Source organism: Paraburkholderia sp. RAU6.4a, from assembly GCF_050435625.1.
Lineage (GTDB): Bacteria > Pseudomonadota > Gammaproteobacteria > Burkholderiales > Burkholderiaceae > Paraburkholderia > Paraburkholderia tuberum.
Genome location: NZ_JBNDKQ010000003.1, coordinates 1,606,225 through 1,618,135 on the forward strand (window position 1 = coordinate 1,606,225; position 11,911 = coordinate 1,618,135).

The 11,911-nt window shown below is 64.1% G+C and carries 10 protein-coding genes; 4 read left to right on the forward strand and 6 right to left on the reverse strand.

The genetic code is table 11. From position 1 onward, the window contains the following. Nucleotides 1-130 precede the first annotated feature (130 nt). Nucleotides 131-1,258, forward strand: a complete 1,128-nt coding sequence (locus tag OKW40_RS32040; protein ID WP_429493274.1) for a 4-hydroxyphenylpyruvate dioxygenase family protein — start codon at nucleotides 131-133, stop codon at nucleotides 1,256-1,258. A 57-nt stretch (nucleotides 1,259-1,315) separates the two neighbouring features. Here the strand turns inward: OKW40_RS32040 and OKW40_RS32045 are convergent, their stop codons facing one another. Continuing rightward, nucleotides 1,316-2,248: a LysR substrate-binding domain-containing protein gene (locus OKW40_RS32045; RefSeq protein WP_429493275.1), complete on the reverse strand. Its 933-nt coding sequence runs from the start codon at nucleotides 2,246-2,248 to the stop codon at nucleotides 1,316-1,318. Nucleotides 2,249-2,372: 124 nt separating this feature from the next. Here OKW40_RS32045 and OKW40_RS32050 point away from each other — a divergent pair, with 124 nt between their 5' ends. Then, nucleotides 2,373-3,410, forward strand: a complete 1,038-nt coding sequence (locus OKW40_RS32050) for a DUF1338 domain-containing protein (protein ID WP_429493276.1) — start codon at nucleotides 2,373-2,375, stop codon at nucleotides 3,408-3,410. A 45-nt stretch (nucleotides 3,411-3,455) separates the two neighbouring features. Beyond that, entirely contained in the window at nucleotides 3,456-6,446 is a 2,991-nt protein-coding gene (locus OKW40_RS32055) for an FAD-binding and (Fe-S)-binding domain-containing protein (RefSeq protein ID WP_429493277.1), read from the forward strand. 17 nt (nucleotides 6,447-6,463) lie between these two features. Here OKW40_RS32055 and OKW40_RS32060 read toward each other — a convergent pair whose 3' ends face one another. Both OKW40_RS32060 and OKW40_RS32065 read right to left on the reverse strand, forming a co-directional pair. After that, a complete protein-coding gene (locus tag OKW40_RS32060) occupies nucleotides 6,464-7,099 on the reverse strand; it encodes a helix-turn-helix domain-containing protein (protein WP_090808454.1) in 636 nt (211 codons plus the stop codon). Between the two features lie 196 nt (nucleotides 7,100-7,295). Continuing rightward, nucleotides 7,296-8,117: an isocitrate lyase/PEP mutase family protein gene (locus tag OKW40_RS32065; RefSeq protein ID WP_429493278.1), complete on the reverse strand. Its 822-nt coding sequence runs from the start codon at nucleotides 8,115-8,117 to the stop codon at nucleotides 7,296-7,298. 261 nt (nucleotides 8,118-8,378) lie between these two features. Between OKW40_RS32065 and OKW40_RS32070 the strand changes: the two genes are divergently transcribed. Further along, nucleotides 8,379-8,690 (forward strand): hypothetical protein, encoded by a 312-nt coding sequence (locus tag OKW40_RS32070; protein WP_184057430.1) that lies wholly within the window; start codon nucleotides 8,379-8,381, stop codon nucleotides 8,688-8,690. A gap of 188 nt (nucleotides 8,691-8,878) precedes the next feature. Here the strand turns inward: OKW40_RS32070 and OKW40_RS32075 are convergent, their stop codons facing one another. The 3 genes from OKW40_RS32075 to OKW40_RS32085 form a co-directional block, all read right to left on the reverse strand. Continuing rightward, nucleotides 8,879-9,187: a DUF4148 domain-containing protein gene (locus OKW40_RS32075; RefSeq protein ID WP_018424216.1), complete on the reverse strand. Its 309-nt coding sequence runs from the start codon at nucleotides 9,185-9,187 to the stop codon at nucleotides 8,879-8,881. A gap of 192 nt (nucleotides 9,188-9,379) precedes the next feature. Next, nucleotides 9,380-10,474, reverse strand: a complete 1,095-nt coding sequence (locus OKW40_RS32080; RefSeq protein WP_429493279.1) for an aldose epimerase family protein — start codon at nucleotides 10,472-10,474, stop codon at nucleotides 9,380-9,382. 33 nt (nucleotides 10,475-10,507) lie between these two features. Continuing rightward, nucleotides 10,508-11,728, reverse strand: a complete 1,221-nt coding sequence (locus tag OKW40_RS32085; protein WP_090808461.1) for a XylR family transcriptional regulator — start codon at nucleotides 11,726-11,728, stop codon at nucleotides 10,508-10,510. Nucleotides 11,729-11,911 lie beyond the last annotated feature (183 nt).

Below are 11,911 nucleotides of genomic sequence, written 5' to 3' on the forward strand. Positions count from 1 at the left end.
TTCCTGCGGCACGCCGCGTGCGCGCCACGAGCGAGCACGCACCACGCAGCCCCTCGCGAACGACCGGAACACTTCGCGCCGAACCCGGAAAGACCGGCCCCGCGTCGAAAGACCGTACAAGGAGATTGCCATGCCCAGCGACTTGCCCACTCCAGAGGCCGCGCAGCGCGCCGTATTGGCGCCGCAGCACAATCCGCTCGGCACGGCCGGCCTCGAGTTCGTCGAGTTCGCCGCGCGCGATCCGCAGGCGCTCGGCGAGACTTTCACGCGGCTCGGCTTCAAGGCGATCGCGCGTCATATCAGCAAGGATGTGACGCTGTATCGCCAGGGCGAGATGAATTTCCTGATCAACGCGGAGCCCGATTCGTTCGCAGCGCGCTACGCGGAAGAATACGGGGTCGGCATCTGCGCGATCGGGATTCGCGTCGCCGACGCACAGCGCGCGTTCGAACGCGCGGTGGAACTCGGCGCGTGGGCGTTCGAAGGCGAACGCCTCGGTGCCGGCGAACTGCTGATTCCGGCCATTCAAGGCATCGGCGATTCGCACATCTATTTCGTCGATCGTTGGCGCGGGCGAGGCGGTCAGCGCGGCGGCCTCGGCGATATCTCGATCTTCGACATCGACTTCCGGCCCATCGAAATCGACACGGCCGCAGCCGATCTGAATCACGCGGGCAGCGGCCTGATCGCGGTCGACCATCTGACGCAAACCGTTGGCGAAGGCCGCATGCAGGAGTGGATCGACTTCTATCGCGACCTGCTGAATTTCCGCGAGATCCACGAGCTGCACGCCAACTGGCATGTGTCGGCGGAATCGCGCGTGATGGTGTCGCCGTGCGGCGCGATCCGCGTGCCGCTGTACGAGGAAGGCACGGGCCGGACTAACCTGATGCACGAGTATCTGCCCGATCATCCGGGCGAAGGCGTGCAGCACATCGCGCTCGCCACCGACGACATCTTCACGTGCGTCGAGCGTCTGCTCGGGAACGGCGTCGAATTCGTCGAGCCGCCGCCGCGCTACTACGAGCAGCTCGATGCACGTTTGCCGGGCCACGGGCTCGATGTCGAGCGACTGCGGCGCACGCATGTGCTCGTAGATGGCGAGATTGGTACGGACGGCGTGCCGCTGCTGTTTTTCCAGACCTTCGTGCGCCGCCGCGCCGGCGAGATTTTCTTCGAGATCGTGCAACGCCAGGGACATCATGGCTTCGGCGAAGGCAATCTGGCCGCATTGGCGCAGGCACGCAGCGGCAGCTGAACACTGCGCGTAGTCGCATGTGTGATTGGATCGCTCACGCATGCGCCTTTCGTCGCGTCACGCCCCCTCGGGCCGCTCCACCAACTCCGGATAAATCGCGCCGTATGCGGCGGCCTCACGCAGCAGCCACTCGCGGAAACTCGCGAGCGGCTTGCCGTGACTCAACTCGGTCGGATAGACAAGGTAGTACGCGGCCTCGGCGAGCGCGGGTGTGTCGAACGGAATCACGAGACCGAACTGCTGCAACTGCGTGTCGACGAAAAAGCGCGGCACCAGCGCGATGCCGAGTCCGGCCGCGGCAGCGCTGATCAGCATCGTGTGCAGTTCGTAGCGCACGCCCTGCATCGTGCGGTTGTCGTCGACGCCGAGATTCGAGAACCAGCTCGCCCAGCCGTCGGGTCGCGTCGTCGAATGCAGCAGCGGATAGTTGAGTAGTTCGGCGACGTTGCGGACCGGCCGCTTCAGCAGACTCGCTGCGCAGACCGGCACCACTTCCTCGCGGAAGAGAAAATCGGCCGACGTACCCGGCCACGTCGGCTTGCCGTAATGAATTGCCGCTTCGAAATGCGTCTCGGCGAACGGGAACGTCGCGGTACGCACGCCCATGTTCACGCGCACGTCCGGGTATTGTTCATTGAATGTGGCCACGCGCGGAATCAGCCATTGCGATGCGAACGTCGGCAATACCGCGAGTTCCAGATAGCCGCCGCCGCTGCCGTGCGCGATGATCGATAGCGTGTCGCGATCGAGGTGTTCGAGCGAGCGTCGCACCTGCGCGCTGTAGACCTTGCCCGCGCGCGTCAGCACCACGCGTTGCTTGACGCGCACGAACAGCCGCACGCCGAGATTGCTTTCGAGTGTATTGATCTGTCGCGACACCGCGCTTTCGGTGAGGAACAGTTCGCGCGCCGCATGCGTGAAGCTCTGGTGCCGCGCGGCGGCTTCGAACGCGAGCAGCGCGCCCATGTTGGGAATCTTGAACTTTCGCACGTTAATTCCAAAAACGCATCAAGTGGCGAGTTTATCTCGCTTTACGGGGCGCAGCGCATTTTGAATAATCTCGCCCGTTATGAGGCGCGCGTGCAGCGCTCAACGTATAGCGTGGAGAAGCCGGATGCGAAACTTGAAGAATGCGAACGTCGAACAACTGCTGGTGAAGCTACTGGGCGCGCAGAAAGCCGCGCGCCTGTTTGCGACGCTGAATCATCCGCGTGTGTTGAACGAGTGGGAAAGCGGCAGCGTCACGCGCGCCGAACTCGCACAGGCGATGAACATGGCGCTGTTCGACGATCTGCTCGCGCGCTCGGAAAACGGCCGCCGCTATACGGAGGAAACCGTCGCCGGCGGCGGCAGTGTGTACTTCGATCATGGCGCGCTGCGCACCGTGCGCTGGCCGCACAGCGGCGCGCTGCCGCCCGGCGAGGCCGCGTTCGCGCGCATCCTGCGGCCGCTCGGCTTTCGGATCAACGGCCGTTACCCGCTCGATCGTCTCGGCATGACCGGCCGCGCGTGGGCGCATGAGGACGCCGCCGACGAGATCGCGCAGTTCTTCGTCAGCGAACTGCACCCGGAGCGTTTTTCCGCGGCGTTCCAGCAAGCGGTGACGAACCTGATCGGTGCCTCGCGCGATCCGTTGACGCCGCGCGCCCATGGCCTCTTGTGGGAACTCGAACGCGATGGCGTGCTGCCGCTCGATGCGGCGCAGGAGTTGCTACCGGTGATCGTCGGTGCGTTCGCGCGTCAGCACGAGATGCCACGCGAAGCCGATTACGAAGTATTGTTGAAGGAATCGGCGGAGATGGCGTGGATCGCGACCGAAGGTAACGCGTTCAATCACGCGACCGATCGCGTCGCGGACGTCTTCAAGCTGTCGGACGAACAGAAGGCGAAGGGTCGGCCGATGAAGCCCGAAGTCGAACATTCGCGTTCCGGGCGCGTGTTCCAGACCGCGTATCGCGCGGATGTCGTGCAGCGTGAATTTCGCGCGGCCGACGGCAGCGTCGTCACGCGCGACGTGCCGGGCTCGTTCTACGAATTCATTACGCGCAAGCGCAGTTTCGATCAGGACGCGCGCCGCTGGGAAACGGACCTGCGTTTCGACGCGGGCAACGCACAGGGCATCTTCCGGATGACCGCGAGCCAGGCGGCCTGAGCGCATACGGCGGCGCGAGCGCCGGCATCGCAGACGAGGTGCGCAGTGGGGACGTCATTGTCATTGGATGAAGAGCAGCGGCTTGGCGCGCAGCGGGGCGCTTTGCATGAACCGCGTGTCGCCACGCCTTTCTCGGCCAGCGCGGAGCTATTGCAGGCGCTCGAAAGCGACCTGCGCCAGCACGTGCGCGGCGAGGTGCGATTCGATCAGGGTTCCAAAGCATTGTACGCGTCGGATGCGTCGAACTATCGGCAAGTCCCGCTCGGTGTCGTGGTGCCGGCCGATATCGACGATCTGCTCGCCACGCTCGCCGCATGCCGTCGCAACGACGTGCCGTTTCTCGCGCGCGGTGGCGGCACGTCGCAGAACGGCCAATGCGTGAACGTCGCGGTCGTGGCCGACGCGAGCAAGTATCTGAACCGCGTCGTCTCGATCGATCCGCTCGCGGGGGTCGCGGTCGTCGAGCCGGGCGTGGTGTGTGACTCCTTGCGCGATGCCGCCGAACAGCACGGCCTCACGTTCGCACCCGATCCCGCCACGCATAGCCGCTGCACGCTCGGCGGCATGATCGCGAACAACTCGTGCGGCGCGCATTCGGTGATGGCCGGTAAGACCGTCGAGAACATCGAAGCGCTCGAAATCGCGACCTTCGACGGCGCGCGTTTCTGGGTCGGCCCGACCTCCGCGGAAGAACTCGAACGCATCATCGCGGCGGGTGGCCGTCAAGGCGAAATCTACGCGGCGCTCAAGCAACTGCGCGACACGTACGCCGAACGGATTCGCGCGAAATTCCCGCAGATCAAGCGGCGCGTGTCAGGCTTCAATCTCGATCAACTGCTGCCGGAAAACGGCTTCAACGTCGCGCGTGCGCTCGTCGGCAGCGAAGGCACGTGCGCGGTCACGTTGCAGGCGAAAGTGAGGCTCGTGAAGAGTCCGGCCAGGCGCGTGATCGTCGTGGTCGGCTTTACCGACATCTATACGGCGGCGGACGCGGTGCCGCATTTCATGCGCTGCGGGCCGATCGCAGTCGAGGGACTCGACCGCGCGATCATTCGCGGCTTGCAGGCGCGCGGCCTGAAGAAGGACGAGATCGCACTGCTGCCCGAAGGCGATGCGTGGGTCGTGCTCGAATTCGGCGCGGATACGCAGGACGAGGTGCTGCAACAGGCACGCGACGCCGCCGCGTATTTCCAATCGGGCGCGGCCGGGCCGCAAATCTCGACGATGCTCGTCGAAGATCGCGCCTTGCAGGCGAAGGTGTGGTCGATTCGCGAGACGGGGGCGTCGGCGGTCGCGTTGTCAGTGGATCGCGACAAGCCCGATCCGGTCGTCGGCTGGGAAGACGCGGCGGTCGATCCGCTGCGGCTCGGCGATTATCTGCGCGCGTTTCAGGCGCTCGTCGATCGCCATGGCTACGAGACGAGCCTGTACGGCCATTTCGGCGACGGCTGCGTGCACGCGCGCATCACGTTCGATCTGCGCAGCGCGGAAGGTATCGCGAGGTGGCGCGGGTTCTTGCGCGAAGCGGCGGAACTGGTGGTCCAATTTGGCGGCTCGCTGTCGGGCGAACACGGCGATGGCCAGGCGAAGGCCGAGTTTCTGCCGATCATGTACGGCCCCGAGCTGATGCAGGCGATGGAGCAGTTCAAGGCGATCTGGGACCCGGCGAATCGTCTGAATCCGGGCAAGGTCGTGCATGCATACCGCGCCGACGAAAACCTGCGCATGGGCCCTGCGTACAAGCCGGTGACGCTGCATACGAGGCTCGCGTTCGCGAGCCAGGAAGGCGACGGCTTTCAGCGTGCGATCGAACGCTGCATCGGCATGGGCAAATGCCGCTCGCTCGAAGGCGGCACGATGTGTCCGAGCTATCGCGGCACGCGCGAGGAACAGTACTCGACGCGCGGGCGCGCGCATCTGTTCTGGGAAATGCTGCAAGGCGACGTGATCGCCGATGGCTGGAACAGCCGCGAAGTGAAAGAAGCGCTCGATACCTGCCTCGCATGCAAGGGCTGCAAGTCCGATTGCCCGACGCATACGGACATGGCGTCGTACAAGGCGGAGTTCCTTTCCCACTACTATGAGAACAATCGTCGGCCGCGTCAGGCGCTGTTCATGGGACGAATCGGCGAATGGGCACCGTGGGCCGCGCGTTTTCCGCGCGCGACGAACTTTCTGACGACGGCGCCCGGTTTGTCCGTGCTCGGCAAATGGATCGCGGGTGTGGCGCAGACGCGTGCGTTGCCGCGGTTCGCCGCTGCAACTTATAGACGGAGTGCGTCGTCGCAAGCATCCGCGATTCATGCGCTCGGCGGCGACGCAAAGAAGGTGATCCTGTGGGTCGATACATTCAACGAGCACTTCACGCCCGAGATCGCGCAGGCCGCCGCTGAGGTGCTCACGCAACTCGGCTGGCACGTCGTATTGCCGAAGCAACGTTTGTGTTGCGGGCGTCCGCTGTACGACTTCGGCCTGCTCGAACGCGCGCGCGAGCTGCTCACGCATATCGTCGACGACCTCGCGGACGACATCGCCGCCGGCGTGCCGCTGGTCGGTCTGGAGCCTGGCTGTCTATCGGTGTTCAAGGACGAGTTGCTGAAGCAACTCCCCGATCATGCGTTGGCGAAGAAGCTGTCCGCGCAAACATATCTGTTTGCCGAATTCGTCGCGCGTCAGCCGTTCGCGTGGCCGACGCTCGCGGCCGATGTGATCGTGCATGGCCATTGTCATCAGAAGGCGCTATTCGGCATGCAGGGCGACACGGCGTTGCTGAACAAGCTCGGCGTCAGATGGAAGCTGCTCGATACCGGCTGCTGCGGGATGGCGGGATCGTTCGGCTTCAACACCGAGCATCACGCGTTGTCGGAAAAGATCGGCGAGGACATGTTTGAGGCCGTGCGCGACGCTATGGCGGCGAATGCGGAAACGATCGTGCTGACCAACGGCTTCAGTTGTCGCGAGCAGATCGAGCACGGCACAGGGCGACACGCACTGCATATCGCGCAACTCGCGCAACGGGCGCTGGCGGCGCGCTGAGTGCAGGGCGCGCTATTTTATTTCTTCGCTGACTCGTTCGCGGCAGGCGGTGTATGCGGAAGGTCCGCATTGGTCGCCATCCACAACACTTCGGCGTCTTCCTCGCTGGTCGACACCGCCGCGTGACCCGTGCGGCTGTCGAAGTAGAGGCTGTCGCCCGTGTTCAGATGTGTCGGCGCGTACAGCTCCGAATAGAGGCACACGCTGCCGCTGATCACGTAGAGAAACTCCTCGCCTTCGTGGCGGCCCCAGTCGTCGAATGCATCGAGCGTGTGCGCCGAGATGCGGATGCGAAACGGCAGCATCGCCTTGTGCGCCAGGTCGGTGGCGAGCAACTCCATCTGATAGCCGCGATAAGCGTGGCGCTGGCCTTCGTTCTTGCGCGTCAGCGCGCGCCGGCCGCTCGCGCTGACTTTCGGCGTCGAGCCGAACAGTTCGCCAATTTCGATCTTCAGGCCCAGCACGATTTTTTGCAGCACGTCGAACGTGGGGGACATCAGGCCGTTTTCGACTTTCGACAGCGTCGAGCGCGAGACACCGCACAGGCGGCTCGCGGTTTCGAGCGTCAGATCCTGCGCTTGACGGGCGGCGCGCACGCGCCGGCCGAGATCGGTGGAGGACGTGTCGGCGGATTTGGTGAGGTGGGTGTCCATGAGGCTTGCTGCTGGTCGGGTATGCGCTTGATCGGGCGAATAATGTTTCCGATCATAACATTTGGCGTGGCCGGGGCCTTTGTGCGCCGATTCAGGCGTTCGTGCGCTTTTCTCATCGGAAACGTCGCGGCTTTTCCAATGAGTTCGACGCAGCGTGGCGATCTCACGTTGATGAGGCGTCCTTTGCGCGGCGTTTTCACGCGCTGCGATTGAAAAGCTCATTGAGCTGGGTGCCCGCCGTCGCGCCGGTGAAGTCGAAGCGGCCATCGGCCAGCGCCTGAGCGGCGTGCATGAAGCCACCCCACGCCGCGCGCGCGAGCCCGCCGCCGACGCTGATCCGCCGCACGCCGAGCGCGGCCACGTCCTGCAACGTCAGGGTCGATGTCGAGCCGATCAGCAGATTGACGGGCTTCGGCGCGACGGCCGCGACCACCGCTTCGATCTGCTCGCGCGTCTGGATGCCGGGCGCATACAGGCAGTCGGCGCCCGCCGCCGCATAGGCCTTCAGACGGGCAATGGCATCGTCGAGATCGGGCTTGCCGGCGAAGAAATTCTCCGCGCGGCCGACGAGTAGCGTGTCGCCGCCGTGCTGATCGATCGCACGTCGCGCCGCGCTGAGCCGCTGCACGGCGACGTCGACCGGAAACAGCGGCGCGGCGGGGTTGCCGGTCGAGTCTTCGATCGACAAACCCGCGACGCCCGTTTCCACCGCGAGCGTCACGCTCTCGGCGACTTCTTCCGGGTCGCGGCCGAAGCCGTTTTCGAAGTCGGCGTTGACCGGCAGATCGGTCGCGTCGACGATTGCGCGCAGGTGCGCGAGGATCGTTTCGCGCGGCAATGTGTTGTCCGCATGTCCGGTCGACCACGCAAAACCGGAACTCGTCGTCGCGAGCGCCTTGAAGCCGAGTGTATGCAGATAACGGGCGCTGCCCGCGTCCCACGGATTGGGCAGCACGAAACAGCCAGACGAGTGCAGCGCGCGGAAAGCGGCGCGTTTTTCAGCGGCGGTGCGGGGCATCGCATGTCTCCTTGGTGTGAGGGAGCGGCTCCCTCGTTGAGGGGAAAACGCCGGGCCAACTGTTGCGCAGGCGAATCGGCATTCACCAGGGGAAAGTCTATGTCCGTATCGCAACCGTGGTTGATGAAATGGGTGGCGACTTTCACAGACGTTTCCAATAATTCAAAATGACGACAGGCGAAGAAGCCAGTTCAGAGATGCGAAGGGCCGCGTGGGAAGACGGCATTCGCGACGAGGTCATTTCCCCAAAGGAGGCACAACATGAACATCGCGACCCGGATGCGGTCGATCTCAGCCGTGTTGGTGCTCACGCTCGTTGGCTGCGCCGCGGGCGGCGGGAATGGCGGCGCGCAAACGCATCTGAGTGCAACGCAATGCCGCGATCTGACCGACCTCAGGAACAAGGCACCAGCCACGCACCAGCGGAGCATGAGCGAACTGACAGCGCTGCAGCAAGCGGGCTACCATCCTGAACGACGCTTTGATCCTGACTATCCGGCGAGTCTCGAGCGCGCGCAGAGGCAGGTGGACATCTGGTATCAGGCGGAATGCCCGCAGGCACGGGCTGGGTGAATCTGCCGCGGCGTCAGAATTGGCGGTACGTTGTTAGTGCCGCATAAACGTAAAGAGCGGGCGCATGCCTTGAAAACATGCGCCCGCTTCATATCGGTTCGAAACGGCGAAAACCGCAAAGAGGGGAAAGGGCCGTTAACTCGAGAATCTTTCCTCGCTACGGACATTCGCTATACGTTCGCGACTCGTCACTGACCGTCCGGATTGACCCACATCGGATGATGGCCCGCTTGCGATGATCCGCCCATCGACGACCCATAGCCAGACGTGTCGCCTTGGCCCTTCGCGTTCATCGCGGAGACGCGTGCCTCGGCCGCCTGGATGTCCGCGGGATACTGGGCATCGAGCACGATGGCCGGGTTATAGCCAATCTGTTCGAGTTGCTGCACCTGTGCCTTGACTTCGGCCCGCGTGATCGGCTGTTCCGATTGCGCGAACGACGCGACCGGCGCAGCGATCAGGGCCGTAAGCGCAACTGCCTGGATAAGCGATTTCATGATGTTTCCCTCCGTAGTTGTCTATCCGGCACCGCAGCGATACCGGTGCCATAAGCGCAGTCTAGAGGGGGGGGAACTTGGGGAAAACCACTAGCCGACTAATTCAGTATTGCAAAGAACGGGTAGTCGGCGAGCTGTAATCTCGCCGTCGCCGGTTCTCGTAAAACAGCGCAAAAGCGGCCGTAAATCTGGTCACACACCTTTGCGCACATCGACGCGATAACTCGTGATTTGCCGATAAGTATCTCCGGGTCGCACGATCACTTCGTTGTGCCCGGTCATATTGACCTCGTTCGGGAAACCGCCCGCCTCGAGGCACAAGCCGGCGTGCCGTTGATAGCGGACACCGCCGCGTCCCGGGTTGCCGTTCAACGCGTTGCCCGTGTAAAACTGCAAGCCCCGCTGATCGGTCGCGACGGTCAGTTCGCGTCCGCTGCCCGGATCGTATGCCCAGGCGACTTCGCGCAGCGGCGGCGCGTGGCCGTCGTTGCCCTGCATCGCGTTTGCCGGCGCCTCGCGCAGCACATAGCAATGATCGAAGCCGCCGGCGCGCGCGAGTTGCGCGTGCGGCCAGTCGAGCCGGCCGCCGATCGGCGCGCTCTGCCGGAAGTCGAATGCGTTGCCCGCGACGTCGGCGAGCTTGCACGGAATCATCGCCGCGTCGACTTCGAAAAAGCGCTCGGCGTCGATCGACAGCACGTGGCCGCGAATGTCGGTGCCCGCGCGCCCGGTCAGGTTGAAGTAGGGATGGCTCGTCAGATTGAGCGGCGTCGGCGCGTCGGTGATCGCTTCGTAGCCGATCGTCAGCGTGCCGTCGTCGTCGAGCGAATAGCGTACTTGCACCGTCACGTTGCCCGGAAAACCGGCATCGCCTTCGGGCGACTCGAGCCGCATCAGCAACGCGCCGTCGTCCTCGGCGACCTCCCACAACGCCCGATGAAAACCGACCGTGCCGCCGTGCAGCAGATTCGGACCTTCGTTGCGATCGAGCGTGTACTCGATGCCGTCGAGCGAAAAGCGCGCGCCCGCAATGCGATTCGCCCAGCGGCCGATCAGTCCGCCCATGTAGGTCGAGGCCGCCACGTATTCGGCGGGCGTGTCGTGACCGAGCAGAATATCGCCGAGACGTCCGGCGCGATCCGGTGCGTGCCACGAAACCAGCGTCGCGCCGAGGTCGCTGATGGCGACTTTCATGCCGTGCGCGTTGCGCAACGTGTAAAGCCGTACGCGATCGCCGCCCTGCAGCGTGCCCCACGGCTCGGACGAGAGTTGTGCGATGCTGATCATGTGGTCAGTGCGAAGAAAAAATGGAAAGCATGCTCAGCCAGCGGTTTTGGTCTTCGGGCCCACACGCTCCTGGTATTCGCGCGGCGTGCAGCCGAGTTCGCGGCGAAATACCGCGTACATGTATTGCAGCGACGTGAAGCCGCAACGGATCGCGACTTCCGCGCTCGACGCATCGCGTTTCGCGAGCAGCGACTTCGCGACGTCGAGCTTGTGGCGCAGGATCTCCTGATGCACGGTGCACTGACGCTCGCGCCGGAAATACTCTTCGAGCGACGAACGCGATACGCCCACATAGTCGGCCACCTGCTCGGTGCGGATGCCCTGGCACGCGTACTGGCGAATGAAATGGCGGGCGCGCATCACGTAAGGACTCGCGAGCGGCTGATGCCGCGTCGATTCGAGCACGTTGATGCCGACCGGCGGCACCAGAATGCGGCGCCCCGGAAAGCGCGCGCCGTGCAGCATCTGATGCAGGATGTGCGCGGCGGTACGGCCCATTTCCTCGGTGCCCTGGATCACCGACGACAGCGGAATGCGCGTCAGCGTACGCGTGAGCGGATCGTTGTCGATGCCGATGATCGCGACTTCCTCGGGCACCGGAATGCCCGCGATCAGACATGCCTGCAGCAAATGCCGCGCACGCGCGTCGGTCACCGCGATGATGCCGACCGGCTTCGGCAGTTGCCGCAGCCAGGTGGTCAGCTGTTCGATGGCCTGGTTCCAGGACGGCGCGCTCGTCGACAGACCGCGATAGATCTCGCTATCGATCTGCGCCGCGCTGCGTCCGTCCGCGCTGCGCAGATGCGCGAAGGCGAGTTCGCGCTGTTGCGCCCAACGGTTTTCCTGCGCCTGCGGCAGGCTGTACAGCGCGAAGTTTTCGAGGCCCGCGCCGATCAGGTGCGTGTACGCGAGCGACACGAGCTTGCTGTTGTCGGTCGCGATATAGGGTAAATCCGGGGGGTACTGCGTCGGATCCTCGTATGACGAACCGACCGCGACCACCGGCAGTGGACAGTCGCGCAGGGCTTCGTCGACGGCGGGATCGTCGAAGTCCGCGATGATGCCGTCGCCGTCGAAGCGCTGGATACCCGCGAGCCGGCAGCGGAAGTCTTCTTCGAGGAAGAGATCCCATGCGACGCGCGTCGACAGCAGGTAGTTGCCGATGCCGGTGATGATCTCGCGATCGTAGACCTTGTTCGCGTTGAACAGCAGCGCGATGCGATGGGTTGTCTGAGGTGCTTGTGGACGGGTCATGGCGGTGAGCGGCGGGTGGCTCGATAGACCACGCGCCTTTGTCTCCATTGTGTCGGGTGCCTGGGAGCAATCCCGTTTTTAAGCGTCTGGTTATTCTAGGCGCCGAATCGCGCGACGGCAGTAAACAAACGCGCGGGCGGTAAGAAACATCAAGCGCGCTGCGCAATTTCGCAATTGCCGGCA

Bases quoted from the DNA above. Each gene is read 5' to 3' on its own strand.
- OKW40_RS32040 (WP_429493274.1), top strand. From the start codon at position 131: ATGCCCAGCGACTTGCCCACTCCAGAGGCCGCGCAGCGCGCCGTATTG.
- OKW40_RS32050 (WP_429493276.1), top strand. From the start codon at position 2,373: ATGCGAAACTTGAAGAATGCGAACGTCGAACAACTGCTGGTGAAGCTA.
- OKW40_RS32060 (WP_090808454.1), bottom strand. From the start codon at position 7,099: ATGGACACCCACCTCACCAAATCCGCCGACACGTCCTCCACCGATCTC.
- OKW40_RS32065 (WP_429493278.1), bottom strand. From the start codon at position 8,117: ATGCCCCGCACCGCCGCTGAAAAACGCGCCGCTTTCCGCGCGCTGCAC.
- OKW40_RS32070 (WP_184057430.1), top strand. From the start codon at position 8,379: ATGAACATCGCGACCCGGATGCGGTCGATCTCAGCCGTGTTGGTGCTC.
- OKW40_RS32075 (WP_018424216.1), bottom strand. From the start codon at position 9,187: ATGAAATCGCTTATCCAGGCAGTTGCGCTTACGGCCCTGATCGCTGCG.
- OKW40_RS32080 (WP_429493279.1), bottom strand. From the start codon at position 10,474: ATGATCAGCATCGCACAACTCTCGTCCGAGCCGTGGGGCACGCTGCAG.
- OKW40_RS32085 (WP_090808461.1), bottom strand. From the start codon at position 11,728: ATGACCCGTCCACAAGCACCTCAGACAACCCATCGCATCGCGCTGCTG.